Genomic DNA, 25,117 nt, shown 5'->3' on the forward strand with positions numbered 1-25,117 from the left:
GCATTCACAGGTGACAAACAAGACGACCTCATAACCTACATGGGGGACCATCTTCAAGCCGGGCGAGGCGAAGCCGTTCTCGACCAAGTGCTGAAGAGCAAGTTTTTGCCCAGCAAGAAGTTGCTAGAGCACACTGCCGAAGTCGTTCAGGACCAGAAGGCGTATGTTCTGCTAGACAGCCAGCAGGTCGTCTTCGCCAAGGTTCTGGCAGAAACCCGCGAAGGTGCCAAGGCTTTAAAGCTCAAGAAAACTGTTGTCTTGGTCCGAGGGGGCCTGGCACAGGTAAGTCGGTCATCGCCTTGCATCTTCTTGGACGGCTGTCGGGCGAGGGACTCAAGACAATGCACCTCACAGGTTCGAAGGCATTCACTGAGAACATGCGAAAACTCGTTGGTTCGCGAGCGGCCGCTCAGTTCGGCTACTTCAACATCAATAAGCGCGGAGACCTGCCTCCGAACCAATTTGATGCACTCGTGCTGGATGAGGCTCACCGAATCCGTGAGAACGGCAAGGATCGATTTACCAAAGCTGAGGACTGGTCAGGCCTCCCTCAAATTGACGAGCTGATCCACATCGCCCGGGTGAGTGTCTTCTTTATCGACGACCGTCAGATTGTTCGACCTGGCGAAGTTGGAAGCTCGGAACTCATCAAAGAGGCTGCGAGCCGAGCAGGCGCGAAGCTGCTCGAATACGAGCTGGACGCCCAGTTTCGATGCAGTGGCTCTGACGGGTTCATTAACTGGGTGGATAACACCCTGGACATTCGCCGAACCGCCAACGTCTTGTGGAAGCGTGACGACCCCTATGAATTCCGCGTCATGGACTCAGTGCAAGAGCTGGAACACGCCATCCGACAGAAGGCCGTGGACGGTAGCGCTCGTCTCGTAGCGGGCTTCTGCTGGCCTTGGTCAGTTCCGAAGAGCGACGGAAGTTTGGTTGCAGACGTGCAAGTCGAAGGCTGGGCAATGCCATGGAACGCAAAGCCTGATGCGGGTCGATTGGCGGCTGGAATACCAAAGTCAAGCTTCTGGGCCTCAGACCCCGGGGGCCTAGACCAAGTCGGTTGTGTCTACACTGCCCAAGGATTCGAGTTCGACTACGTCGGCATCATCTTCGGCTTGGACCTTCGCTATGACTGGAACAATAATGAGTGGGTGGGTGACAAAAAGCAATCCCACGATTCGATGGTCAAGCGCAGTAAGGAGCAGTTTCTCGACTTGGTCAAGAACACCTACCGAGTGCTGTTCACACGAGGCATTAAGGGCTGCTACGTCTATTTCATGGACGAGGGAACTCGTCGATTTTTCCAGAGCCGCCTTGAATGAACGCCATGGCAAATCCATCACGCCTTATCGACGTCACAGCTCTCGAAGCCGCTTTGCAGAAGTTCGCCGACGAGCGAGACTGGAACCAGTACCATTCACCAAAGAACTTGGCCATGGCTCTGACCGGTGAGGTTGGGGAGCTTGTTGAAGTCTTTCAGTGGCTTACCGAGGAACAGTCTAAGGCAGTCGCCCAGGACCCAAAAACAGCGCGCGCCGTCCGTGACGAGTTAGCAGACGTGGCCCTTTACCTGGTTAGGCTTTCATCTGTCCTCGGTGTCGACCTTAACGAGGCGGTAGTGACAAAGCTGAAGTCGAACGCGCAAAAGTATCCCGTTGGAGACTCTACGCCGAAGCGTACGACTTAGGTGAATAGGTTCTCGGGCGTACGTTGAACCGCCCCGACTTTCGTGGAGGCGGGTTGGTTTAAGTAAGGCCCCCACCATGGGAGCGACCGACGTCCCTTCGGAACTGACTGGCGAGTTGTCAGCAGTAGTTCACCCATTGTCAACATACGGGTGAGCAAGTCATTCAATCTCGAGCAAATGTCGAAAAAATACTAAACACGTTCAAAAGAGCGGCCGAATTAGCTTTTTCTAGTTTTAGAGATTGACTCTAGTGACCCGAGGACAGTGATCACTCGTTTCAATCACCTGCGACGATTGAGTCTGAACTTGGATCTTTGAGGATATTGGCTTGTTCTTTTGACGGGCGTTAAGGGTAGCACTTAGGAGAATGTGATCAAGACCGACAAACCCTCTACATCCGGTGGCAACTCCACTCAGCGGAACCTGTACTAAGCTGGGATCTCCATCAGATATCTCCTGCCACAGATATTTGGATTTGACGCTACCTTTGCCATCCATTTTGTTGGGCTTATTCGGAAGAACACCATCTGTTCTCACTTGATCAGGGGGTATCTTTTTATCCTCAGCGAGTTCGTCATCGATCTTGCGATTGAAATCTCCCAGCACCACGAAGAGTGGTGATCGCTGGGCCACTGCTTCGATCCAAGTTTCTAATGGAGCTACTTGGCGATTCAAAACTTGGCAGGCGGGAGCCTCACTTGTCAGCAACTTCCCTTCACCGAATTTATCCTTGTGGAGATTCGCACAGCTCGACTTCAGATGGACATTCAGTAGGCTAAGTTTTTGCTGTCCGATACTGAGCGAAAGCTCAATGCCTGGACGCAGAAATTTTTGAACGGATGAGGAATTTTCCAAATCCTCTTCAATGGATAGGCTTGGCTCAGGTTTGCAGACACCTTCCCCAAGAGACTTCCTCCACGCAAAGCCAATAGTCTGAAAAGCTGTGTGGGGCGCAGCGCAGGTCTCGAAATCGGCTACGTGCTCACCTAAGAGAATCCGAATAACCTCTGCAGATTTGACCTCTTGGAAAGCCAAGATGTCCACCTTATGTTTATCCACCAACATGTGGATGGTGCCCTTTAGACCTTCCAATTTCTGCCTATACAGGTCTGCCGGCTTTCCAGGATTCTTAGCCAATATCTCGTCAGAAAGATCGTAGGCATTGCAGGGTGCGACCTGAAGCGCTTGTCCAGGGCCTCCTGCTACTTTATCGAACGCGGCTTGGCAGCTTTTGGCCCGCTCCTTTTCTTGCGGCGTAGGCTCGGTGGCATCTTTGGGAATCTTGGCGCGTGTGTCGCACCAATTCACCTTTGGGTCCTTACAGACTCGAATGTGCTCCTTGAAATCATCCTCTGTCCCTGCCCAGGCCAAATTGAACGAGGCAATGCCAAGCTCTACAGCCGTGGCGGGCAAAAGAATGCATGATGCAATTGTTCCTGCTAGAACCTTTTTGAACATGTCCCGATCCCTCTGGAGGTTGTAAGCACATTACTTACTAATCATCCAGTAACCGGAATGCTTTGCAAGCCTTGTTAGCTTTCTGAAGGATTGCACCGCCGTCCCCGCGATTTTGTTGCCTCGATTCCCAGTCAATTAGCTAGCAGCACACTGGCAAATTCACGGTATTTAGTAGAGCGGGGGGGTAAAAAATTTAGTCCCGAAGGGGGAATTTGAATTTACCCCCCGATTTACCCCCGATTTGGCTTGGAACACACTGGATTATGTTGGACGACTCGGGAAGCAAAAAAGCCCTAAGTGATTGATTCACTTAGGGCTTTTGGACTAAGATGGACTGTCTTAGACAAATTTATGGTGGCCTGGGGCGGAATCGAACCACCGATCGGATGCGTAGCCCAGGCTCGCAGCAACAATCACTGAAGGGCGCTCTCTCGGCAAGAGTCGCCGCTCAGCGAGCAGACCTGACTGGCCGTAACCAGCCTGTCGCCGCTTTTGGCGTGGCCGAATCTGTTCGTGACCTGACCTGCGGACAATCTGTCGGGCAACGCGTTGAAGCAGGTCCGTTTCACTTGCCCAATCTCAGTTCCGAAGCAGATCTGTGATGGAGCCGTCGTCAAAGGAGAAGCGGGGAGTGCAGTGGCGTCCAAGTTGATCCGAGGACAGCCAATTTCCGGTTTACCCATGGGTTTACCCATGAGGCTCTAGAAACGGGAAAGGGTTAGCAGCCACTCAGCTGCTAACCCTTCAATTTGTTGGTCGGAATGAGAGGATTCGAACCTCCGACCCCTTCGTCCCGAACGAAGTGCGCTACCAGGCTGCGCTACATTCCGACTGGTTCAAAGCGTTGTTTCATTGACGACACCGCGCTTCGCCGCCGCTTGTCGCGTCAGGATTGACGTGCGAGCAGCTGAGTCGCCAATTGTACCAAACTGGCACTGTGCAAATTTGCTGGCAGTCCCCGGGTCGCCGCGATAGCACGTTCCGCTTCGCGGCTCGCGGCAGCGCGGGCGATGTCCAGCGCGCCGGTGCGCTGCACGATGCCGATGACTTCCTGCAGCACCTGTGCATTGCGCGCCTCGTCCTCACCCAGGCCGCTTTCGATCGCGCCACGAATCAGTTGCCGTTCCTGGGCCGTCCCTCGTTGCATGGCGGCGATTAGAGGCAGCGTGGCTTTGCCCTCGCGTAGGTCGTCGCCCAGGCTCTTGCCCATGACGGTGGCGTCGCCCGCGTAGTCCAGCACGTCGTCGATGACCTGGAAGGCTGTGCCCAGGGCCTGGCCGTAATCGGCGCAGGCGGCTTCGAGCATCGCGTCGGCGCCGGCCAAGATGGCGCCACAACGGGCGCTGGCTTCGAACAGCTTGGCTGTCTTGGAGCGGATGACCTGCACGTAACCTGCCTCGTCCAGGTCGGCGTTGTGCATGTTCATCAGCTGCTGCACCTCACCCTCGGCGATCACGTTGGTGGCCTCGGCCAGCACTTCCATGATGCGCATGCTTTGCGCTTCCACCATCATCTGGAAGGCGCGCGAATACAGAAAATCGCCCACCAGCACACTGGCCGCGTTGCCGAAGGCTTCGTTGGCTGTGGGGTTGCCTCGGCGCAGCTTGGAGTCGTCCACGACATCGTCGTGCAACAGGGTGGCGGTGTGGATGAATTCCACCACGGCGGCCAGCGCATGGCGGTGAGGGCCCTGGTAGCCCAACGCGCCGCTCACCAGCAGAAGCAGGGCTGGACGCAGGCGCTTGCCGCCCGCGCTGATGATGTAGTGGGCGACTTGGCCCACCAGCGGCACGCCCGAATCGAGCCGTTCAGCGATGACCCGGTCCACGGCCCGCATGTCATCGGTGATCAGGGAGAGCGGGGAGGGGGACGATGGGGAGGACACGACGGCGGGCCAGAGCGAGGGAAAGAAAAGCGGGATTATAGGAAGCAGGGGGGCCATCTGCCTGACCCTGACCAGGGCTTTGAGGTCGCCCCGCCAGCGGGGGAAGCGCATGTATTTGGCTTGGGCGGTCCCGTTGGGCATAAAGCGGCGGTCATGCTAAAATCTTGGGCTCCGTGGAAATCCGTCTGCGGGGTGGATCTGTGGCGCGGCGTGAAAGCGCGTGGCGTAAAAGCCGGGCGAAGCCAGGCGCGCAGGATTCAGAAACCGATTTCTCAAGAGGTCAATATGTACGCGGTCATAAAAACCGGCGGCAAGCAGTATCGCGTTGCCGCCGGCGAAAAGATCAAAGTAGAACAGATTGCTGCGGACGTGGGCCAGGAGATCGTCATCGACCAGGTGTTGGCCGTCGGAAACGGCGCCGAGCTCAAGGTCGGGACGCCCCTGCTGTCCGGCGCGACTGTCAAGGCCACCGTGGTGGCGCATGGCAAGCACGACAAGGTGCGCATCTTCAAGCTGCGCCGTCGCAAGCACTATCAGAAACACCAGGGGCACCGCCAGCAGTTCACCGAGCTGCAGATCGGCGCCATCTCCGCATAAGGAGCAGCAGACATGGCACAGAAAAAAGGCGGCGGCTCGACGCGAAACGGGCGTGATTCCAAGCCCAAGATGCTCGGCGTGAAGGTGTTTGGCGGGCAGCAAATCAGCGCCGGCGCCATCATCGTGCGCCAGCGCGGCACCAAGTTCCACCCCGGCGTGAATGTCGGCGTGGGCAAGGACCACACCCTGTTTGCCCTGGCGGATGGCGTGGTGTCCTTCGCGACCAAGGGTGCGCTGAGCAGGCACACGGTCAACGTGACCGCGGCGTGATGCCTGCGGGCTGAGTGTCCTCCAGGGCGCTCCCGCACCAAACCCTGCGCCCACGCCGCCGGTGGGGCGCAGGGTTTTTCGTTTCTAATCGCTGAAAAGCAAGCCACATCCCTCCGCCATGAAGTTTGTAGACGAAGCCTTGATCGACGTCGCCGCGGGCGATGGGGGGAACGGCTGCGTTTCCTTCCGGCACGAGAAATACAAGGAGTTCGGTGGTCCCAACGGGGGGGACGGCGGACGTGGTGGCCATGTCTATGCCGTGGCCGATCCCAACCTCAACACCCTGGTGGACTTCCGCTACACGCGTCGCTTCGAGGCGCAGCGTGGCGAACACGGCATGGGCTCGGACATGTTCGGCGCGGCAGGATCGGACATCACGCTCAAGATGCCCGTGGGCACGCTGATCTGCGACGCCGAGACCGGTGAGGTGCTGTACGAACTGCTGACGCCGGGCGAAGTCATCACTATCGCCAAGGGCGGCGACGGCGGTTTCGGCAACCTGCGCTTCAAGAGCGCGATCAACCGCGCTCCTCGCCAGAAGACGCCGGGTTGGCCCGGTGAAAAAAAGAATCTCAGGCTGGAACTCAAGGTGCTGGCGGACGTTGGCCTGTTGGGCTTGCCCAACGCGGGCAAGTCCACCCTGATCACCGCCATCTCCAACGCGCGGCCCAAGATTGCTGACTACCCTTTCACAACCCTGCACCCCAACCTGGGCGTGGTGCGTGTCGGACCGGAGCAGAGCTTCGTGGTGGCCGACATCCCGGGCCTGATCGAAGGCGCGTCCGAGGGCGCGGGTCTGGGGCACCAATTCCTGCGCCATCTGCAGCGCACGCGCTTGTTGCTGCATGTGGTGGATCTGGCACCCTTCGATGACAGCGATCCGGTGGCCCAGGCCAAGGCCATCGTCGCCGAGCTGAAGAAGTACGACCAGTCTCTGCACGACAAGCCGCGCTGGCTGGTGCTCAACAAGCTGGACATGATTCCGGTCGAGGAGCGCGAGGCCCGCGTCAAGGACTTCGTCAAGCGCTACAAATACAAGGGCCCGGTGTTCCAGATCTCGGCGCTCACGCACGAGGGCTGTGACCTGCTGGTCAAGTCCGTGTACGAGCAGGTGCGGGCGCAGCAGAAGGCCGAGCAGGCGCCTGCGCCGGAGGAGGTCGATCCGCGTTTCAAGGATTGGTCTCCAGAAGAGTGAAGGTGGCGCCGTTCTGGATAAGTCTGTAGTCGAGGTTTTCTTGATCGACTCGGATAGACAGTTAGTCGGATCTTCCTGCTGCGTAATGCGTAGACGATGACGTGACTTCACACAGCCGTATGCACACGATTTCTAACGTTGCTCTAACTTACCTTTGGCGGGCCTGATGCCCCACTAATGGCAGGCTATACTTTCAAGCCGGTGCGTCAGTTTTCTGCTTTATCTCTAAGTATTTAACGAGAGGCAGCGCACTTTTACCTAGGGAGGTTCCAAAAAATGCGTTTCAAGTTTTTGTTGCTTACGGCGGTTCTATTGTTTTGTGGCTGCGCCACAAAAACGGCTTCAATTGATCCAGCCCAAGACATTGATGCTGGGGTTTGCAATTGGGCGTTTACTGGAAGCGCTGATTTTGAAGCAACCAGCAAAGGCCAAGGTTCCGCCAAAAGCTACAAGTGTCATCTCGGCTCTGCGACCATTTATCGCTACACCGCTGGTCGTTCAGACTGGACAGATGGCAAAGATGATTTGCTGACGATGATTAAGCTGAATCATTCCGGCATTGTTCAAGGATACAAAAACAACGGGATTACTTCCGAGCCTTTTATTCTTACTGCTCAAAATGGTCAGCATTACCTTATCAATGGAAAGAATGTTGCGGCAATGCGCTACGACTTGCGCGATGCCAAAGGAAACAAAAGCACCAGCTTTCTTTTTCTGACTGCTGACGCCGGGGAGATCCTCAAATACAGGATCACTTTTGCTGATTACAACAAAGATTTTCTAACTTCTGTTTCATTGTCGTTGCTGCGGCAGTCGGTGCCCAAGCCTGCAACTTCGGCCAACTAGGACAGTTTTTCCCTTCGCTTTCATCGTACTCGGCACCTACCCCGGCGCCAAGTAGCCATACCCTCTTTCCTGATGCAGGAAAGAGGGCATGTGCCCAAGCAGTTTCGGGTTCGGTGGCGACGGCTGTGTCTTGGGGAAACCAGGGGTATATGCTTTGAGCAAAAAAGCGGCAGCGTTTATGGATTGCGCCACTCAAAAAATTGCCACGGCGTTACGCTAAGACATAGCCTCGTTGCGGCTCTAAACCACACATGTCGCAATCTCCTTCATCCGTCGTTCTCCTAAAGCAAGCCACCCGCATTGTGGTGAAAGTCGGCTCCAGCCTCGTGACCAATGAGGGCCGGGGGCTGGACGAAGCGGCGATCGAGGAGTGGAGCCGCCAGCTCGCCGCCCTGGTGAAGGATGGGCGCGAAGTCATCATGGTCTCCAGCGGCGCGATCGCCGAGGGCATGAAGCGCCTGGGCTGGAGCCGTCGCCCCAAGGAAATCCATGAGTTGCAGGCCGCCGCCGCCGTCGGTCAGATGGGGCTGGCGCAAATGTACGAAACGCGCCTACGCGCCCATGGCTTGCCCAGCGCCCAGGTGCTGCTGACGCATGCCGACCTGGCCGACCGGGAGCGTTACCTCAACGCGCGCTCGACGCTGCTGACCCTGCTGGACCTGGGCGTGGTCTCCGTCATCAACGAGAACGACACGGTGGTCACGGACGAGATCAAGTTCGGCGACAACGACACGCTGGGCGCCCTGGTGGCCAATCTGGTCGAAGCCGACGTGCTGGTGATCCTGACCGATCAAAAAGGCCTCTACACCGCCGATCCACGCAAGGACCCGGCGGCGCAGTTCGTGCACGAGGCGCGCGCGGGTGATCCGGCGCTGGAACAGATGGCCGGTGGCGCAGGCAGCAGCATCGGCAAGGGCGGCATGATCACCAAGATCCTCGCGGCCAAGCGCGCCGCCGGCAGCGGCGCCAGCACCGTGATCGCCTGGGGCCGTGAACCCAGTGTGTTGCTGCGGCTGGTGCAGGGGGAGTCCATCGGCACGCTGCTGGTGGCGCAGACCGGCAAGACACAGGCGCGCAAGCAGTGGATGGCCGACCATCTGCAGTTGCGCGGTGCGGTGGTGGTCGACGCTGGCGCGGCACGCAAGCTGCGCCAGGACGGTAAAAGCCTGCTGCCCATCGGCATGACGGCGGTCGAAGGCGAGTTCTCGCGAGGCGAGGTCATCGCCGTGCGCGACGACCTGGGCGTCGAGATTGCTCGGGGCCTGACCAACTACGCCAGCGCCGAGGCACGCCTGCTGTGCCGCAAGCCCTCCACTGAGATTGAAAGCCTGCTCGGCTACATGGGCGAGCCGGAGATGGTGCACCGGGACAATCTGGTGCTCACGCGCTTGACCTGAAACCACCGGCGTAGGCTGGTGCCTGAGGGTTGGTCATGCAGCTGCGCCCATCGCTGCTGGATTGGCTTCCGGCCTGATCTGGTCAGGTCAGCCCACCCGCCTGAGGTTCATGCGTCCTTGCGCTCGCCGCAGGCTTCGTCCACGCCCGGTGTCGTGTCCGGGGGCTGCACATACGCGGCTTGAGGGTCCGGGTCGAAGCTGGCGCCCGGGGGCAATTCCAGTTCCTGGCCATGCAAGCCCGGCAGGCTGCTGCCGCGCGAGCCGGTTTCACGCCCGTCGCGCAACTCACGGGTCGGACGTTGTCCCTGGCGCAGGTAGCGGTTGCGTTGTTCGGCGCGCGGCAGGAAGCGGGCGAGTTCGGTCAGCGCCATTTCGTAGACACCGCGCTTGAATTCGATCACGGCTTCCAACGGCACCCAATACTCGTTCCAGCGCCAGGCGTCGAATTCCGGATGGTCGGTGGCGCGCAAGTTCAGGTCCCAGTCCTGCCCCAGCAACTGCAGCAGATACCAAATCTGCTTCTGCCCTTTGTAGTGGCCCCGCGCTTCGCGTCGGATGTAGCGGTCCGGCACCTCGTAGCGCAACCAGTCGCGGGTACGGGCCACGATGCGCACGTGTTCCGGCTTGAGCCCGACTTCCTCGCCCAGTTCCCGGAACATGGCCTGTTCCGGGGTTTCGCCCCGGTCGATGCCGCCTTGCGGGAACTGCCAGGAATGGGTGCGGATGCGCTTGCCCCAGAAAACCTGGTTCTTCTGGTTGAGCAGGATGATGCCGACGTTGGGCCGAAAGCCGTCCCGGTCAAGCATAATCAAACCCCAAATTTTTAAACTGAGTCCATTATGCACGGCCCTTGCGCCGGATCAAAGTGGGCTCCTCTTGATCAGGGCTGCTCCAGGGCCCCAGTTTTGCCGTTTCCCCCATGAAAGCCACCCAATTCCTGATTTCCACGCTCAAGGAAGCCCCCGCCGACGCCGAAGTCGTGAGTCACCAACTCATGACGCGCGCCGGCATGGTCAAGAAGCTCGGCGCCGGCATCTATACCTACATGCCCATGGGGCTGCGGGTGATCAACAAGGTGGCGGCCATCGTGCGCGAGGAGATGAACCGCGCGGGCGCGATCGAGCTGACCATGCCCGTCATCCAGCCGGCCGAGTTGTGGCAGGAAACGAGGCGCTTCGAAACGATGGGTCCTGAGCTGCTGCGCATTCGGGACCGGCACGAGCGCGACTTCGTCGTCCAGCCCACCAGCGAAGAGGTGGTGACGGACATCGCCCGTCAGGAGTTCAAGAGCTACAAGCAGTTGCCCAGGAACCTGTACCAGATCCAGACCAAGTTCCGCGACGAGCGCCGTCCGCGCTTCGGCCTGATGCGCGGGCGCGAATTCATCATGAAGGACGCCTACAGCTTCGACCGTGACCCTGCGAGCGCACAGATCAGCTACCAGGCCATGGCCCAGGCCTACCGCGCTGCCTTTGACCGCTTCGGCCTGCGTTACCGTGCCGTGGCGGCCGACAGCGGCGCCATCGGCGGCGATTTGTCCGAGGAGTTCCAGGTCATTGCCGCCACGGGCGAAGACGCCATCATCTACTGCCCGACGAGCGACTACGCGGCCAACATCGAAAAGGCCGAAGCGCTCGCTCCCAAGGGGCCACGTCCCGCCCCGAGCAAGCCGCTGACCAAGACGCCGACCCCGGGCAAGAGCACTTGCGCGGACGTGGCCGCACTGCTGAACGTGCCGCTGCAGACCACGGTCAAGTCCCTGGTGCTGGCGACGGACGAACTGAACGACAAGGGCGAAGTTGCCAAGAGCCAGGTCTGGCTGCTGCTGCTGCGCGGCGACCACGACATGAACGAGGTCAAGGTTGGCAAACTGCCGGGCTTTGAGCAGGGCTTCCGCTTCGCGACCGAGGCCGAAATCGTCTCGCACTTCGGCTGCAAGCCGGGCTACCTAGGGCCGTTGAACCTCAAGCTGCCGGTGCACGTCGTCGCTGACCGCGAAGTGGCCGTGCTCGCCGACTGGATCTGCGGCGCCAACGAGGTGGACTTCCACCTGACCGGCGTGAACTGGGGCCGTGACCTGCCCGAGCCGGAATTGGTGGCCGACATCCGCAATGTGCTGGAAGGTGACCCCTCGCCCGACGGCCAGGGCGTGCTCGCCATCGAGCGCGGCATCGAGATCGGCCACATCTTCTACCTGGGCACCAAGTACAGCAAGGCCATGAACGCGACCTTCCTGGGCGAGAACGGCAAACCCCAGTTCTTCGAGATGGGCTGCTACGGCATCGGCATCACGCGTCTGCCGGCCGCGGCCATCGAGCAGAACCACGACGCCAAGGGCATCATCTGGCCGGACGCCATCGCCCCCTTCACGGTGGTGATCTGCCCCATCAACCCGGACCGCAGCCCCGAGGTCAAGGCCGCTGCCGACAAGCTCTACGCCGAGTTGCTGGCGGCTGGTGCGGATGTGATTCTGGATGACCGTGGCGAGCGCCCCGGCGCCATGTTCGCCGACTGGGAATTGATCGGCGTGCCGCACCGCGTCACCATCGGTGACCGCACGCTCAAGGAAGGCAAGGTCGAGTACCAGCACCGCCGCGATGCCGAGGCCGCGCCGCTGGCCGTTGGCGAGGTAGCGGCCTTCGTGTTGGGCAAGCTCAAACGCTGAGCCGCTGACCCGAGCTGGTAAAACAGAAAAACTACTGCAGAAAACCCGCGCGCGACTTGCCACTGCAGGCGCGGGGCAGGTCGTCCGCCGTCAGCGTGTCGCGTTCGGCGAGGCGCGCATTGCCGAATGCTGTCATCAGCGCGCGCCGCATCTCGCGCGGCGCGAGTTCGGCCAGTGCGTCCAGCACCTCGTCCGTGGCCTCGGGCGAGAAGCGCCGGCCCCAGCCATGCTCCTGGCGAATCGCACGGTACAACCGCTGCGCGATGGCGCGTGCCTGCTCCCGCGTGGGTGCGGGCACCTCGAACACGTTCATGCGGTTGAGGATGGGGTCGGGAATGGCGCGCTCGTCGTTGGCCGTGCTGATCCAGATCACCTGGCTCGCGTCGATGGCCACCTCGGCGAATTCGTCCACGAAAGCATGCGCCGTGTCGTGCTCCAGCAGGCCGTAGAGCGCGCCCAGCGGGTCGTACTGCGCCTCACCCGCCGCCTTGTCGATCTCGTCGACTACGATGACCGGGTTGGCGTACTGGCCGTCCACCAGGGCTTCGAACACCTTGCCCGGGCGCGAACCCTTCCACTGCGAGGAGGCGCCCGAGAGCAGCCAGCCCGCCGTCATCGCGCTCATGGGCACCAGGCTCATGCCGGTGCCCAACAGGGCGGCGAGCTGGCGTGCGAAATGGGTCTTGCCCACGCCCGGCGGGCCGAGCAGCAGCATGGGGGTGATTTCCAGCCCGTCGCCGCTGTCCTGGCTCAGCGCCACATGGCGCTTCACGTCGTCCAGCACCTCGGTGAAATTGGGCAGGTCGTCGTAGAGCGCACTCATGTCGGGCACGCCCGCGGGCTTGACCTGGAAGCGCTCCGGCCCTCGCTCCAGCATGCGGGCATAGGTGCTGCGCAGGCTGTCGTGCTCGCGTTCGGGCAGCTTGGCCAACTTGCGCTCGACCTCGCCGGGCTGGAACACGCTGCGCATGCGTGCGATCGGCAGACGCAGGGCGGAACCTTGCGGAACCAGGGAATGCGGTGACGCCATCGTTTGACTCTCCAGGCAACAGCCGATCGGCTAAGGCGAGGGATGATCGGCCTGGAAACATTCAAGCACAAGCCGTGCCGGTGCTCAAGATGGCAAAGCGGGGACGCGGACCCGGCTTGCAGCTTTTTTGAAACGATCGGTGAAGGGGAGTCGGGCGGACGTGCCGCCCCACTGGGGCGACTCAGACCGTGGTGGCCAGCACCTTTTGCAGCTCACCGCTTTCGTACATCTCCATCATGATGTCCGAGCCGCCAATGAACTCGCCCTTGACGTAGAGCTGCGGGATGGTGGGCCAGTTGCTGTACTCCTTGATGCCCTGGCGGATCTCATCGTCCTCCAGCACATTGACCGTCTTCACGGTCTTGGGGTCCACGCCACTGGCCTTGAGAAGCTGGATCGCGCGGCCCGAAAAGCCGCACATCGGGAAGCTGGCGCTGCCCTTCATGAACAGCAGGACGTCGTTGCCCTTGACGAGTTGGTCGATGCGTTGCTGGGTGTCGCTCATAATCGGTTTCCTCCGGAAGATTCCCGCGATTATTTCACTTCCCTATTGCGTCTGCATTCACCATGAAAATCACCAAGGACACTGCGGTTACCCTGCGTTATCGCCTCACCGAAGCGAGCGGCGGCCAGTTGCTCGAGGACGGCCGCGAACCCAGCGCCTACCTGCACGGCGGGTACGGCAACATCTTTCCCAAGGTCGAAGAGGCGCTGGAGGGCCAGGAAAAGGGCTTCCAGCTCAAGATCACGCTGCCGGTGGAAGATGCCTTTGGCGAGCGTGACGAAAGCCTGGTCCGTGTGATTCCCAAGAGCGAATTCCCGCCCGGGGTCAAGGTCGGCGGCCACTTGGAGGGCCGCAGCGACGAAGGCCAGTCCGTGCATTTCCGTGTCGTCAAGATCAAAGGACCCGAGGTCCACTTGGACGGCAACCACCTGCTGGCGGGCCTGGCGCTGAAGCTGGAATGCACCGTGCTCGACGTGCGCGCTGCCACAGCCGAGGAAATCGCCCATGGGCACGTGCATGGCGATGGTGGACACCACCATTGACGGTGCCGCCTCAGTGCGCCTGCCGTGAAACCCCGCATCACCGTCATCACCCTGGGCGTGGACGACCTGGAAGCGTCCCTGCGCTTCTACCGTGATGGCCTGGGCTTTGCCACCGACGGCATGGTCGGTCAGGAGTTCGAATTCGGGGCCGTGGTCTTCGTGCAGCTCCAGCCCGGTCTGCGCCTGGCTTTGTGGCCGCGCAAGAGCATCGCCCATGACACCGGCCAGCCCCTGGGTTCCCGCAGCGCCACCGAACTGACATTGGGCCACAACGTGGGTTCGAAGGCGGAGGTGGACGCCGTGATGGTCCAGGCCCGCATGGCTGGCGCCGCCATCACCAAGCCCGCGCACGACACCTTCTGGGGCGGTTACTCAGGCTACTTCCAGGACCCGGACGGCCACCTGTGGGAGGTGGTCTGGAACCCGCAGTGGACAGACCTGGATTGAACGAGCGCCGTCCGTCCGTTCGCACCTTAAGCCTGCGCACCCACACGAATCGCATCACACCATGCAACTGATAGCTTGCACCCTCGAAGCCCATGGCGAAGCCATTCTCGCCATCCTCAACGACGCCATCGTGCGCACCACGGCGCTGTACGACTACAAGCCGCGCAGCATGGACAGCATGAGCACCTGGTTCCAGGCCAAGCGCGCGGGCGGTTTTCCGGTCATTGGCTTCGTCGACGGTGACGATGGGCAGGGCGAGTTGCTGGGCTTCGCCAGCTACGGCACCTTCCGCAACTTCCCGGCCTTCAAGTACACGGTGGAGCATTCCGTCTACGTGCACCACGCCCACCGTGGCAAGGGACTGGGGCGCAAGCTGCTGCAAGCCCTCATCGAACGCGCCCGTGCGCAGCAGGTGCATGTGATGGTCGGCGCCATCGACGCCACCAACAGCGGCAGCATCGCCTTGCACGAGCAACTGGGTTTCAAGCCCTGCGGTGTCGTGCAGCAGGCTGGCTTCAAGTTCGGGCGCTGGCTGGACCTCGCGCTCTATCAGCTCATTTTGGAGACGCCGGAGCGGCCGGTGGATGGGTAAAAGAAGATGAGGTTTTGGTGGGTCAATCAGAAGCAGACATACCGGCACGAGGTGCGGGGAGGCTATCTCTGGTCACCAAAGCTGAAATCAAATCAAGCGCGCAACCCCTACTACGACTTCATGCGTGAAGTCGCTCCAGAGGACGTAATTTTTTCATTCGCAGATGCGCAGATTCGCGCAATTGGAATTGCTAGCTCGCATGCCTATGAGTCTCCAAAGCCATTAGAGTTTGGTGAGACAGGTGCGTACTGGGATCGCATTGGCTGGCGAGTTGACGTCAATTTCCATCCGTTGCGATTGCCAATTCGCCCAGCAGAACATATGGCGATTCTGCAGCCACTTTTGCCGGAGCGTTATGCACCATTACGTCCCAATGGCGCAGGATTGCAGAACCTTTACTTAACAAAGCTACCTGAGGTTTTCGCTGCTGCACTCGTCGATCTACTTGGCGCAGAGGCGAGAGCTTTGATTTTGGGGCATCGTGTCGCGAATGAGCCGTTACATGCGCCTGCCACAGGGTTGGTCGAATGGGAGGAGCATGTATTGGATCAAGTCAAGAGCGATATCTCCGTGCCGGAGACGCAACGTTTGGCACTGGTGCTAGCTCGTCGTGGCCAGGGTGTTTTCAAACAGCGCGTGATGACGATCGAAAGGCGTTGTCGTGTGACGGGGGTTGAAAACGCGGAGCATCTCAGGGCGAGTCATAGCAAACCTTGGAGAGACTCGACGAACGAGGAGCGATTGGATGGTGAGAATGGGTTGCTGCTTACACCCAGTATTGATCATCTATTTGATCGCGGCTTCATTGGTTTTGGTGACGATGGAACACTGCTGGTGTCGCCCGTCGCGCATGCCGATTCGCTGCGGCGGATGGGTGTTGACTCCGCCCGCTCCACTCACGTGGGATCCTTTTCGCAAGGACAGCGTCGCTATCTCGAGTTTCATCGAGAGAACGTGTTGCTTATGTCGAGGTTTTTAGAGCATCTATAAGTGCTTCTTGACTCGGGTCCAGTCTACGCCTTCAACAACCCCCGCTTCTCAATAAACCCCACCACCTCCTCCAACCCCGCCAGCGTCTTCAGGTTGGTCATCACAAACGGCTTGGCCCCGCGCATCCGTTCCGTGTCGGACTTCATGATGTCCAGGTTGGCCCCCACGTGTGGTGCTAAGTCGGTCTTGTTGATGACAAAGAGGTCGCTCTTGGTGATGCCGGGGCCGCCCTTGCGCGGGATTTTTTCGCCAGCGGCGACGTCGATCACGTAAATGGTCAGATCGCTCAGCTCGGGGCTGAAGGTGGCGGCCAGGTTGTCGCCGCCGCTTTCCACGAACACGATGTCGGCGTTCGGGTACTCCTTCAGCATGCGGTCGATGGCTTCGAGGTTGATGGAGCAGTCCTCGCGGATGGCGGTGTGCGGGCAGCCACCGGTTTCCACGCCCATGATGCGTTCGGCCGGCAGGGCGCCGCTGATGGTGAGCAGGCGCTGGTCTTCCTTGGTGTAGATGTCGTTGGTGATGGCCACGAGGTCGTACTTCTCGCGCATGGCCTTGCAGAGCATTTCGAGCAGGGTGGTCTTGCCGGAGCCGACCGGGCCGCCGATGCCCACACGCAGGGGCGGCAGGGGTTTGCTGCGGTTCGGGATGTGGTGCAGGGCCGGTGTGTTCATGGTGTTTCCTTGTGGGCATGCGCCCTGGCGATTCAGGAGCGGAAAAGTCGGGAGTACTGGGTTTCGTGCCGGCTGCTCAGGATGGCCAGCATGGGGCTGTAGGCTTGGCGTTCTTCGTCGGGCAGTTGCAAAGCATGTTCGACGGCGGTGGGAATCTCGGCGGCCAGCCGGGCCAGGATGCGTTGGCCCGAGGTCTGTCCCAGGGGCACGGCCTTGAGCGCGGCCTGCATCATGTTCTCGGCCCAGCCGAAGGCGTAGGCGAGCAGCACGTCGCGTTCACCCGCCTGCTCGGCCTGCGCTCCCGTGGGGCCCGCGGCACAGAGCGCGTACATGACGGGGTAGCTCGGCTCCAGGGTTGCGGCGAAGTCCAGCGCGGCGGCGTCGGCCCCGGGCAGGTGGCGCAGCCATTCGCGCAAGGAACGGCCCATCTGTTCGGTTTGCAGGCGCAGCTCGGCGCTTTCGCGGGTCTGCAGCAGCCAGCTGTTGAGGGCGCACACGCGGGACGTGTCGCCGCGTCGCCACGCGCGCAGGGTCTGGGCCATCACGGCCAGGTCCGAGCGCGCAAGGGTCAGGTGCAGCTGTTCCACCAGCCAGTCGGCGGCTTGGGCCTCGCCAGTCACCAGACCGGCGTCGATCGCGGCTTCCAGACCTTCCGAGTAGGAAAACCCACCCACCGGCAGGGCGGGCGAGGCCAACCAGATCAGGTGCAGCAGGCTGGCCGGCGACAGCGCGGGTGAGACCGCCTCAGTGCTTGTGGTGGTGCGCATGTCCATGGGCGTGTCCATGGTCGTGGTCATGATCATCGTGCGCATGACCGGCGTGGCTGTGGCTTTCGTGATCATGGGTGTGCGCAGGCGCATGCGAGTGGCCGTGATCGTGTGCATGCCCGTGCTCATCATGTGCATGCTCGTGACTGTGACCATGTGTGTGGCCATGGCCGCCGTGTCCTGCATGGCCCTGCGCGTAGGCGCCGCCCTCGGGTTCAAAGCCCTCGTTCTGCTCGGTCACGATCAGGTGCATGGCGCGCAGCATGTCGGCCAGCACATGGTCGGGTTCGATCTTCAGGTGATCGGGCCGCAGTTCGATGGGCACATGGCGGTTGCCCAGGTGGTAGGCGGCGCGGGTCAGGTCGAAGGGCGAGCCGTGTTCGGCGCAGGCGGTGATGCGCAGCACGGGCTGAGGCGCAGCCACGACGCGGATGAGCGATCCGTCCTCGGCCACCAGCACGTCGCCGCCGCGCACCACGGTGCCGCGCGGCAGGAAGACGCCCAGCTCGCGTCCCGAGGAATCGGTGGCGGCAAAGCGGCTTTTTTGGCGCACGTCCCAGTCCAGTTCGATGGTGGGCGCGCGTTGCACGAGGACCTTGGCCAGGCCCTGGCCTTGGGAGAGAAGTTTGGAGATGGTGAGCATGCGACGGAGTTTAGTCTTCGTCCCTGCGGGCCCGCGCCGTGCCTGGACGAGGTCGCGACGGAGATCTGTGGAGCGCGCGGGCCGCGGACGTGTGGCTGGGCTGGCTCAGAACAGAAAGTACCGTTGCGCCATCGGCAGGCTCCTGGCCGGCTCGCAGGTCAGCAGCACGCCGTCGGCGCGCACCTGGTAGGTCTGCGCGTCGATTTCCATCTTGGGCACATAGTTGTTGTGCACCATGTGGCGCTTGGTCACGCCGCGGATGTTCTTGACCGCCGAGAGCCGTTTGGCCAAGCCAAAGCGCGTGCCGATGTCCGCGGCCAAGCCGGCCTGCGACACGAAGGTCAGCGAGGTCCGCGCGATCGCGCCGCCAAAAGCGCCGAACATGGGCCGGTAGTGCACAGGCTGGGGCGTGGGGATGCTGGCGTTGGGGTCGCCCATGGCCGCGAAGGCGATGAAACCGCCCTTGAGGATGAGCGCGGGTTTGACGCCGAAGAAGGCCGGTTTCCAGATCACCAGGTCGGCCCATTTGCCGGGGGCGATGCTGCCCACCTCGTGGCTGATACCGTGGGCGATGGCCGGGTTGATGGTGTACTTGGCGATGTAGCGTTTGACGCGGGTGTTGTCGTTGCGCGCGCCGTCGCCTTCCAGGGCGCCGCGCTGCACCTTCATCTTGTGCGCGGTCTGCCAGGTGCGTAGGATGACTTCGCCCACGCGGCCCATGGCTTGGCTGTCGCTGCTCATCATGCTGATGGCGCCCAGGTCGTGCAGGATGTCCTCGGCCGCGATGGTTTCCTTGCGGATGCGGCTTTCGGCGAAGGCCAGGTCCTCGGCGATGGCCGGGTCCAGGTGGTGGCAGACCATGAGCATGTCCACATGCTCGTCCAGCGTGTTCACCGTGTAGGGCATGGTGGGGTTGGTCGAGCTGGGCAGGAAGTTGGCCTCGCCCACCACCTTGAGGATGTCAGGCGCGTGGCCGCCGCCCGCGCCCTCGGTGTGGAAGGCGCAGATGCCGCGGCCCTTGACGGCGGCGATGGTGTTCTCGACGAAGCCCGATTCGTTCAGCGTGTCGGAGTGGATGGCCACCTGGGTGTCGGTGGCCTCGGCCACGTCCAGGCAGTTGCTGATGGCCGAGGGCGTGGTGCCCCAGTCCTCGTGCAGCTTGAGGCCGATCACGCCGGCGTTGATCTGTTCGTGCAGCGCGGCAGGCAGGCTGGCGTTGCCCTTGCCCAGGAAGCCCAGGTTCATGGGGAAGGCGTCGGCCGCCTGCAGCATGCGTTCGATGTTCCACGCGCCGGGCGTGCAGGTGGTGGCGAAGGTGCCCGTGGCCGGGCCGGTGCCGCCACCGAGCATTGTGGTCACGCCCGAGCACAGCGCTTCCTCGATCTGCTGCGGGCTGATGAAGTGAATGTGACTGTCGATGCCGCCGGCCGTGACAATGTTGCCCTCGCAGCTGATGATTTCGGTGCCAGGGCCGATGACGATGTCCACGCCCGCTTGCGTGTCGGGGTTGCCGGCCTTGCCGATGGCCGCGATGCGTCCGTCCTTGAGGCCGATGTCGGCCTTGACGATGCCCCAGTGGTCGATGATCAGGGCGTTGGTCAGCACCGTGTCCACCGCGCCGCCGGCCTCGGGGCCGCTGCCCGTGCCGTCGCGCGTGCGCTGACTTTGCGCCATGCCATCGCGGATGGTCTTGCCGCCGCCGAACTTCACTTCCTCGCCGTAGCCGCCGGCGCGCAGGGTGTAGTCCTGCTCCACCTCCACGATCAGTTCGGTGTCGGCCAGGCGCACGCGGTCGCCCTGGGTGGGGCCGTACATCTCGGCATAGGCGCGTTTGGTGATGAAGGACATGGCGTGATATTCCGTTGAGCGTGAGGCTTCAGAGTTTTCCTTGCACGAGGCCACGGAAGCCGTGGACCCGGCGCTCGCCGCTGAAGTCCACCAGCTCCACCGTGCGCTGCTGGCCAGGCTCGAAGCGCACGGCCGTGCCGCTGGCGATGTTGAGCCGCATGCCGCGCGCGGCGGCGCGGTCGAAGTCCAGCGCGCCGTTGGTCTCGGCGAAGTGGTAGTGCGAGCCGACCTGAATGGGTCGTTCGGCGGTGTTCTTCACCACCACGGTGTGGGTTCGCCGCTCGGGATTGAGCGGGTGCGCGCCGTCGTCAATCAGCAGTTCGCCGGGGATCATGGTCTTACCCCGCGACGAGCAGGGCGCCCGTGAAGAGACCGAAGCCAGCGACCGCGAGGCCGGCGGCGCGTGCGAGCAGCACGTGGCGGTTTTGCAGCCAGGGCCCCAGCAGCAGACCCGCGCCGTGCAGCAAGGCCGTGCCCAGCACCATGCCGGCCAGCGCGGGTGCGCCCGTGAGTTCATTGCCGTGCGCCGCGCCGTGGAACAGCGCGAACACCGCGACCAGGGCCGCGGCAGCCAAGGCGCCCAGGCGGGCGCGCAGCGTCAGCAGCAGGCCGACCACGAACAGCGAGGCGGCGATCATGGGCTCGACGGCGGGGAAGGACAGGCCGGCTTGCGCCAGCAAGGCCCCGGCCAGCAGGGTCAGCGCGAAGGCCAGCGGAGCGACCCAGATGCGACGTACCGCCAACGCGCTCCAGATGCCCACGGCCAGCATGGCGGCCAGATGGTCCAGGCCGAAGAAAGGATGGCTGAAGCCGGCGAGGAAGCCATGATGTCCGCCGCCATCCGCGCCCACATGGGCAGACGCGGCCAGGCTGGCGCCGAGCAGCAAGAGAGGGGAGAGACGGTGCAGTTTCATGCGGGTTCCTTGCGTGTCGTGTGCGTGTGAAGCAGAGGGCGCGGCCAGCCTGTGCGGCGGACCGCGCCGGAGGTTCAGGGAATGGGTTGGTGCACCGTCACGAGCTTGGTGCCGTCGGGGAAGGTGGCCTCGACCTGGATGTCGGGGATCATCTCGGGCACGCCGTCCATGACCTCGTCGCGCGTGAGCAGGGCGCGACCTTCGCTCATCAGCTGCGCCACGGTCTTGCCGTCGCGCGCGCCTTCCATCACGGCGGCGCTGAGGAAGGCCACGGCCTCCGGGTAGTTGAGCTTGAGGCCGCGTGCCTTGCGCCGCTCGGCCAGTAAGGCGGCGGTGAAGATCAGCAGCTTGTCTTTTTCACGGGGCGTGAGTTCCATGGTTCTATGTCTTCCCTCTTTGAACAGCCGTGTATGCAATAGGCATGCCGCCGGCACTCTTGCCTTCCGGTGGCCCACGCGGGGCATGATGCACCACGAATGGGCAATTTCAGATCAAATGCCTTAGATGCGTGCATGCAAGGCCGTCAATTGGCGATGCAAGGGGGCGGTGCGCGCAAGAATGCGGTGGCGATGCACCCCAAAGATGCGTCGCGCATAGGCGGTCGCAGTCGGGTCAACGATCAGCCCGTAGACCGGCAGGCCCCGCTGGGCGGCTTCCCGTACGGCTTGGCGAGCATCCTCGACCAAGTCACGCGGGTCATGCGCGTCGATGTCGCTGGGTGCGCCGTCGCTGAGCACGAGCACGGCGCGTCGTTCGGCGGGTTCGGTGGTTAGCAGCCGGGTCGCGTGGCGCAGGGCCGCCCCCAGGCGCGTGGACCACGCCGGCTGCAGGGCTTCCAACCGCGCTTGCGCGCGAGCATCCATGGCTTGACCGAAATCGAGCAGGCGTCGGTAATGCACGCGGGCTCGGGAGTCCGAGTGGAAGGCATGGATCGCGATGCGGCCCCGTGCTGCCAGGACGGCGCGCGTGAGCTGCCAGGCAGCCGCCTGTTCCAGCGCCATCAGGCTGCGTCCCTGGGCGTCCTGGTCCGCGGTGGACTGGGAGCTGTCGAGCAGGAGCAGCAGACTGCAGGGCGGCTGCTGAGGGGCCCGGCGTTGGAAGACCCGTCCGTCGTGCGCCTGTTGCAGGCGGCGGCTCAGTACGGCGTCGATGGCCGCGTCCAGGTCGAGCTGCTCGCCCTCGGATTGGTGGCGCAATCGGCGGACGGGGCCAACCGACAGGCGTGATGGCGAGTGGAGGCGCGAGGGGAGGCGCGTGCGCTCGAGACCGGCATCGGTGATCGGTTCCGTAACTTGCACAGGCGCCCATTCGTGCAGCGTGCACCAGTCGGGGCGCAGGCGTTCGAGGCGCCGGTCCCATTCGGGGTAGAGGTGAATTGCCGGCCCGCCTTGGGGGATCGTTGCAGCTTCGTCCTTCGGTGATGGGGGCAAGGGTAGCGATGCGCAAGCGGGGTGCCCGACCGGGGGAGGTGCCTCGGGCGTGGGCAAGGTCTGCGCTTCCTCGGTGTTGCGCTTGTGCGTCCAGAGGTGGCTGTGGTCATCCCGATAAGGCGCGGGCACGGCCAGCTGTTGTGGTTCGTGGCGCACGCGCATCTGCCCGAGGTCGTTGGCGAGGATGGACGCGAGCCGGCGAAAGGCCGCGGCGTCCTCCAGCCCATGCGCGCGGCGTGCGGCATCGAAGGCGCTGCGCGCCTTGTTCACCCAGTGATGCCCATCGGGACACCGCTCGTCGTGCAGCGCCAGGTCCAGGCGCGACAGCAGGGCGAAGAAGCTCAAGCCGTCTGCCTGCCAGGCCGCGCGCAGCGGCGCATCGAACCAGGCGCGCACGCCGGGCAGATCACGCGCGAGCAATTGCTCGACCCGTGCATCCTCGATGGCGCCCACCACGACCTGGGCCAGGGGCCGCAGCCCGTTTGGGGGCTGAGCGGGCACGGAATGCAGCAGGTGGGCGGCGGCATGCGCCACGGCGGCCCGCTGCAGTGCTGGCGTCAGCGCGGGCAGCAGCAGGTGCATGGGCGTGAGGATGGGGCGTGTGGACGAGGGTGGTGGCGGCTGCGCTGCGCTGGATGCGTCTGTGGGCAAGTGTTGCACCGCGAGGCCGCGCAGGCTGAGCGCGCGCAGCAGCAGCCTCGGCACGGTGAGACCAGGGGCCGAGCCGGGTGCCTGGGCGTCAGGGGAAAGTGGCATGCACCAGCTCGCGCAGGGCGGCGCTCAGATCGGGGTCATCGGTCAGCGCCTGGGTGAGGGTCATGGCGCAGCTGTCGCGCGGTTCCATGCCGTCGCGGATCAAGCGGCCCGCGTAGACCAGCATGCGGGTTGATGCGCCTTCTTCCAGACCGTGCTCGCGCAAGGCGCGCGTGCGGCGGGCGAGGCCGACCAGGCGCGCCGCGAGTTCCATCGTGACGCCTGCTTCGTGCGCGACGATGTCGGTCTCCACCTCCGGCGGCGGATAGTCGAATGCCAGCGCGGCGAAGCGTTGTCGGGTCGAGGGTTTGAGGTCCTTGGTGTGGCTCTGGTAGCCCGGGTTGTAAGAGACGACGAGCTGGAAGTCCGGATGCGCGTGCAGCAGTTCGCCCTTGCGGTCCAGCGGCAGCAGACGGCGCGCGTCGGTCAGCGGGTGGATCACCACCGTGGTGTCCTGGCGCGCCTCCACCACCTCGTCGAGGTAGCAGAGGGCGCCATGGCGCACTGCCAGCGTCAGTGGGCCGTCCTGCCAGACGGTGCCCTGCGCGTCGAGCAGCCAGCGCCCCACGAGGTCGGCCGCCGTCATGTCTTCGTTGCAGGCCACGGTGACCAGCGGGCGGCCCAGCTTCCAGGCCATGTGCTCGACGAAACGCGTCTTGCCGCAGCCCGTGGGGCCCTTGAGCAGCAGGGGCAAGCGGTGCGCCCAGGCCCGTTCGCAGAGCTCGACTTCGCGCGCCGACGGCCTGTACCAAGGCGCGGCGGCGACGCGGTAGGCCGCCAGCGGGTCGGCGAGGGCTTCCATCAATCAGCGGTGGACGGCCGGTGCGTTCGGTATGCCCTCGATCGGGCATTCGGGCGTGCCCACGGTGCTCCGCGTGAATGACTCCACCTGCTTGCGCGTGCCCTCGGGGTCGTTGATCCATTGGCCGTAGAAGGTGTACGGGCAGGCGGCCACGCCGCTGTCGCCCTCGCCCGAGTTGATCTTGCCGGTGTAGCCGCGGTGCAGCAGCTTGAAGAGGTGGTTCTCGCTCTGGCCGTTCTTGCGGAAATCACGGATCAGGCTTTTGGAGAGGGCCGCATACTGCAAGCCCATTTCCTCCTCGCCGCATTCCCCCAACGTGCGGCCGTCGAAGCCGATCAAGGCGCTGTGGCCGAAGTAGGAATAGACGCCATCCCAGCCGGTCGCGTTGGCCACGGCCACGTAGCTGTTGTTGGCCCAGGCCATGGCCTTGGCCATCAGCACCTGCTGGTCCTTGGCCGGGTACATATAACCTTGGCAACGCACGATGAGTTCCGCGCCCTTCATGGCGCAGTCGCGCCAGATCTCGGGGTAGTTGCCGTCGTCGCAGATGATGAGGCTGACCTTGAGCCCCTTCGGGCCGTCCGAGACATAGGTGCAGTTGCCGGGGTACCAGCCCTCGATGGGCACCCAGGGCATGATCTTGCGGTACTTCTGAACGATCTCGCCCTGGTCGTTCATCAGGATGAGCGTGTTGTAGGGCGCCTTGTTCGGGTGTTCCTCATGCCGTTCGCCGGTCAGCGAGAACACGCCCCACACTTTCGCCTTGCGGCAGGCGTCAGAGAAGATGGCCGTCTCCTCGCCGGGCACGGCGGCGGCGGTCTCGTACATCTCTTTCGCGTCGTACATGATGCCGTGCGTGCTGTACTCCGGGAAGATCACCAGGTCCATGCCTGGCAGGCCCTGCTTCATGCCCACCACCATGTCCGCGATCTTGCGGGCGTTGGCCAGGACTTCCGCCTTGGTGTGCAGGCGCGGCATCTTGTAATTGACGACGGCCACGCCGACCGTGTCGTTGCTGCTGGATATGTCGCCGTGGATCATTTTTGACTCCTAGGGAGTAGGTCGATTCGTGTGTGAGCGATGGCGAAGGTGAATTAAGTTCTTGCTTTTCCACCCCCTATCCCCCGCCCCTTTCCACCCTCGCCAGGGCGGAAGGGGGGCCTTCATTTGGGCTCGT

26 protein-coding genes, 1 tRNA gene and 1 pseudogene are annotated in these 25,117 nt (G+C 62.7%); 12 read left to right on the plus strand and 16 right to left on the minus strand.

The annotated features are described in order from the left end of the window. Positions 1 to 281: 281 nt before the first annotated feature. Both DW355_RS06710 and DW355_RS06715 read left to right on the plus strand, forming a co-directional pair. A pseudogene (locus DW355_RS06710) lies at positions 282 to 1,325 on the plus strand (DUF2075 domain-containing protein); the annotation flags it as partial. Between the two features lie 5 nt (positions 1,326 to 1,330). Then, complete coding sequence (locus DW355_RS06715) at positions 1,331 to 1,690, plus strand: nucleotide pyrophosphohydrolase (RefSeq protein WP_207388121.1); 360 nt, start codon at positions 1,331 to 1,333, stop codon at positions 1,688 to 1,690. A gap of 234 nt (positions 1,691 to 1,924) precedes the next feature. Here DW355_RS06715 and DW355_RS06720 read toward each other — a convergent pair whose 3' ends face one another. The 3 genes from DW355_RS06720 to DW355_RS06730 form a co-directional block, all read right to left on the minus strand. Further along, positions 1,925 to 3,148 carry a hypothetical protein gene (locus tag DW355_RS06720; RefSeq protein ID WP_131278688.1) on the minus strand — a complete coding sequence of 408 codons (1,224 nt, stop codon included), beginning with the start codon at positions 3,146 to 3,148 and terminating at the stop codon, positions 1,925 to 1,927. A 753-nt stretch (positions 3,149 to 3,901) separates the two neighbouring features. Beyond that, positions 3,902 to 3,978, minus strand: a tRNA-Pro gene (locus DW355_RS06725). A 56-nt stretch (positions 3,979 to 4,034) separates the two neighbouring features. Beyond that, positions 4,035 to 4,985, minus strand: a complete 951-nt coding sequence (locus DW355_RS06730) for a polyprenyl synthetase family protein (RefSeq protein WP_207388122.1) — start codon at positions 4,983 to 4,985, stop codon at positions 4,035 to 4,037. A 333-nt stretch (positions 4,986 to 5,318) separates the two neighbouring features. On the opposite strand from DW355_RS06730, the gene rplU reads away from it, so the two are divergent. The 5 genes from rplU to proB all read left to right on the plus strand — a co-directional run bounded on the left by rplU (position 5,319) and on the right by proB (position 9,338). Then, positions 5,319 to 5,630, plus strand: a complete 312-nt coding sequence (gene rplU / locus DW355_RS06735; RefSeq protein WP_006296171.1) for a 50S ribosomal protein L21 — start codon at positions 5,319 to 5,321, stop codon at positions 5,628 to 5,630. Between the two features lie 12 nt (positions 5,631 to 5,642). Beyond that, positions 5,643 to 5,900 (plus strand): 50S ribosomal protein L27, encoded by a 258-nt coding sequence (gene rpmA, locus DW355_RS06740; RefSeq protein WP_131278690.1) that lies wholly within the window; start codon positions 5,643 to 5,645, stop codon positions 5,898 to 5,900. Positions 5,901 to 6,018: 118 nt separating this feature from the next. Then, positions 6,019 to 7,095 carry an Obg family GTPase CgtA gene (gene cgtA / locus DW355_RS06745; RefSeq protein WP_131278692.1) on the plus strand — a complete coding sequence of 359 codons (1,077 nt, stop codon included), beginning with the start codon at positions 6,019 to 6,021 and terminating at the stop codon, positions 7,093 to 7,095. Positions 7,096 to 7,371: 276 nt separating this feature from the next. After that, the gene (locus DW355_RS06750; RefSeq protein ID WP_131278694.1) at positions 7,372 to 7,941 is read left to right on the plus strand and encodes a hypothetical protein; all 570 of its coding nucleotides are present in this window, start codon (positions 7,372 to 7,374) and stop codon (positions 7,939 to 7,941) included. A 251-nt stretch (positions 7,942 to 8,192) separates the two neighbouring features. Continuing rightward, complete coding sequence (gene proB, locus DW355_RS06755) at positions 8,193 to 9,338, plus strand: glutamate 5-kinase (protein WP_131278696.1); 1,146 nt, start codon at positions 8,193 to 8,195, stop codon at positions 9,336 to 9,338. Positions 9,339 to 9,445: 107 nt separating this feature from the next. Here proB and DW355_RS06760 read toward each other — a convergent pair whose 3' ends face one another. Beyond that, positions 9,446 to 10,144, minus strand: a complete 699-nt coding sequence (locus DW355_RS06760; RefSeq protein ID WP_131278705.1) for an RNA pyrophosphohydrolase — start codon at positions 10,142 to 10,144, stop codon at positions 9,446 to 9,448. A 113-nt stretch (positions 10,145 to 10,257) separates the two neighbouring features. Between DW355_RS06760 and DW355_RS06765 the strand changes: the two genes are divergently transcribed. Beyond that, entirely contained in the window at positions 10,258 to 12,003 is a 1,746-nt protein-coding gene (locus tag DW355_RS06765) for a proline--tRNA ligase (protein ID WP_131278707.1), read from the plus strand. A 31-nt stretch (positions 12,004 to 12,034) separates the two neighbouring features. Here the strand turns inward: DW355_RS06765 and DW355_RS06770 are convergent, their stop codons facing one another. Next, entirely contained in the window at positions 12,035 to 13,033 is a 999-nt protein-coding gene (locus DW355_RS06770; RefSeq protein WP_131278710.1) for an AAA family ATPase, read from the minus strand. A 181-nt stretch (positions 13,034 to 13,214) separates the two neighbouring features. Further along, positions 13,215 to 13,538, minus strand: coding sequence for a Grx4 family monothiol glutaredoxin (grxD, locus tag DW355_RS06775; RefSeq protein ID WP_131278712.1), 324 nt, complete (start codon positions 13,536 to 13,538; stop codon positions 13,215 to 13,217). Between the two features lie 62 nt (positions 13,539 to 13,600). Here grxD and DW355_RS06780 point away from each other — a divergent pair, with 62 nt between their 5' ends. The 4 genes from DW355_RS06780 to DW355_RS06795 all read left to right on the plus strand — a co-directional run bounded on the left by DW355_RS06780 (position 13,601) and on the right by DW355_RS06795 (position 16,109). Continuing rightward, positions 13,601 to 14,080: an FKBP-type peptidyl-prolyl cis-trans isomerase gene (locus DW355_RS06780; protein WP_131278713.1), complete on the plus strand. Its 480-nt coding sequence runs from the start codon at positions 13,601 to 13,603 to the stop codon at positions 14,078 to 14,080. A 24-nt stretch (positions 14,081 to 14,104) separates the two neighbouring features. After that, positions 14,105 to 14,527, plus strand: coding sequence for a VOC family protein (locus DW355_RS06785; protein ID WP_131278715.1), 423 nt, complete (start codon positions 14,105 to 14,107; stop codon positions 14,525 to 14,527). A gap of 61 nt (positions 14,528 to 14,588) precedes the next feature. Continuing rightward, positions 14,589 to 15,119 (plus strand): GNAT family N-acetyltransferase, encoded by a 531-nt coding sequence (locus DW355_RS06790; protein ID WP_131278717.1) that lies wholly within the window; start codon positions 14,589 to 14,591, stop codon positions 15,117 to 15,119. 120 nt (positions 15,120 to 15,239) lie between these two features. Continuing rightward, a complete protein-coding gene (locus DW355_RS06795) occupies positions 15,240 to 16,109 on the plus strand; it encodes an HNH endonuclease (RefSeq protein WP_242671317.1) in 870 nt (289 codons plus the stop codon). 23 nt (positions 16,110 to 16,132) lie between these two features. Here DW355_RS06795 and ureG read toward each other — a convergent pair whose 3' ends face one another. The 10 genes from ureG to DW355_RS06845 form a co-directional block, all read right to left on the minus strand. Continuing rightward, positions 16,133 to 16,783: an urease accessory protein UreG gene (gene ureG / locus DW355_RS06800; protein WP_131278721.1), complete on the minus strand. Its 651-nt coding sequence runs from the start codon at positions 16,781 to 16,783 to the stop codon at positions 16,133 to 16,135. 32 nt (positions 16,784 to 16,815) lie between these two features. Further along, positions 16,816 to 17,550 carry an urease accessory protein UreF gene (locus tag DW355_RS06805; protein ID WP_131282416.1) on the minus strand — a complete coding sequence of 245 codons (735 nt, stop codon included), beginning with the start codon at positions 17,548 to 17,550 and terminating at the stop codon, positions 16,816 to 16,818. Then, positions 17,528 to 18,193, minus strand: coding sequence for an urease accessory protein UreE (ureE, locus tag DW355_RS06810; RefSeq protein ID WP_131278723.1), 666 nt, complete (start codon positions 18,191 to 18,193; stop codon positions 17,528 to 17,530). Before ureE ends, DW355_RS06805 begins: the two co-directional genes overlap by 23 nt. Positions 18,194 to 18,298: 105 nt before the next feature. Then, on the minus strand, positions 18,299 to 20,041 hold the full coding sequence (ureC, locus tag DW355_RS06815) for an urease subunit alpha (protein WP_131278725.1): 1,743 nt from the start codon (positions 20,039 to 20,041) through the stop codon (positions 18,299 to 18,301). Positions 20,042 to 20,069: 28 nt separating this feature from the next. Further along, a complete protein-coding gene (locus tag DW355_RS06820; protein ID WP_131278727.1) occupies positions 20,070 to 20,375 on the minus strand; it encodes an urease subunit beta in 306 nt (101 codons plus the stop codon). Between the two features lie 4 nt (positions 20,376 to 20,379). Next, positions 20,380 to 20,955, minus strand: coding sequence for a HupE/UreJ family protein (locus tag DW355_RS06825; protein WP_131278729.1), 576 nt, complete (start codon positions 20,953 to 20,955; stop codon positions 20,380 to 20,382). Positions 20,956 to 21,029: 74 nt separating this feature from the next. Further along, complete coding sequence (locus DW355_RS06830; RefSeq protein ID WP_131278730.1) at positions 21,030 to 21,332, minus strand: urease subunit gamma; 303 nt, start codon at positions 21,330 to 21,332, stop codon at positions 21,030 to 21,032. Positions 21,333 to 21,455: 123 nt separating this feature from the next. After that, positions 21,456 to 23,141, minus strand: coding sequence for a nitric oxide reductase activation protein NorD (locus tag DW355_RS06835; RefSeq protein WP_131278732.1), 1,686 nt, complete (start codon positions 23,139 to 23,141; stop codon positions 21,456 to 21,458). After that, positions 23,125 to 23,940 carry a CbbQ/NirQ/NorQ/GpvN family protein gene (locus tag DW355_RS06840; RefSeq protein ID WP_131278734.1) on the minus strand — a complete coding sequence of 272 codons (816 nt, stop codon included), beginning with the start codon at positions 23,938 to 23,940 and terminating at the stop codon, positions 23,125 to 23,127. The genes DW355_RS06835 and DW355_RS06840 overlap by 17 nt, the downstream gene beginning before the upstream one ends. 3 nt (positions 23,941 to 23,943) lie before the next feature. Then, positions 23,944 to 24,981, minus strand: coding sequence for an aliphatic amidase (locus DW355_RS06845; RefSeq protein WP_131278736.1), 1,038 nt, complete (start codon positions 24,979 to 24,981; stop codon positions 23,944 to 23,946). Positions 24,982 to 25,117: the final 136 nt, after the last annotated feature.

Source organism: Hylemonella gracilis, assembly GCF_004328645.1.
In the GTDB taxonomy this organism is placed as follows: domain Bacteria; phylum Pseudomonadota; class Gammaproteobacteria; order Burkholderiales; family Burkholderiaceae_C; genus Hylemonella; species Hylemonella gracilis_B.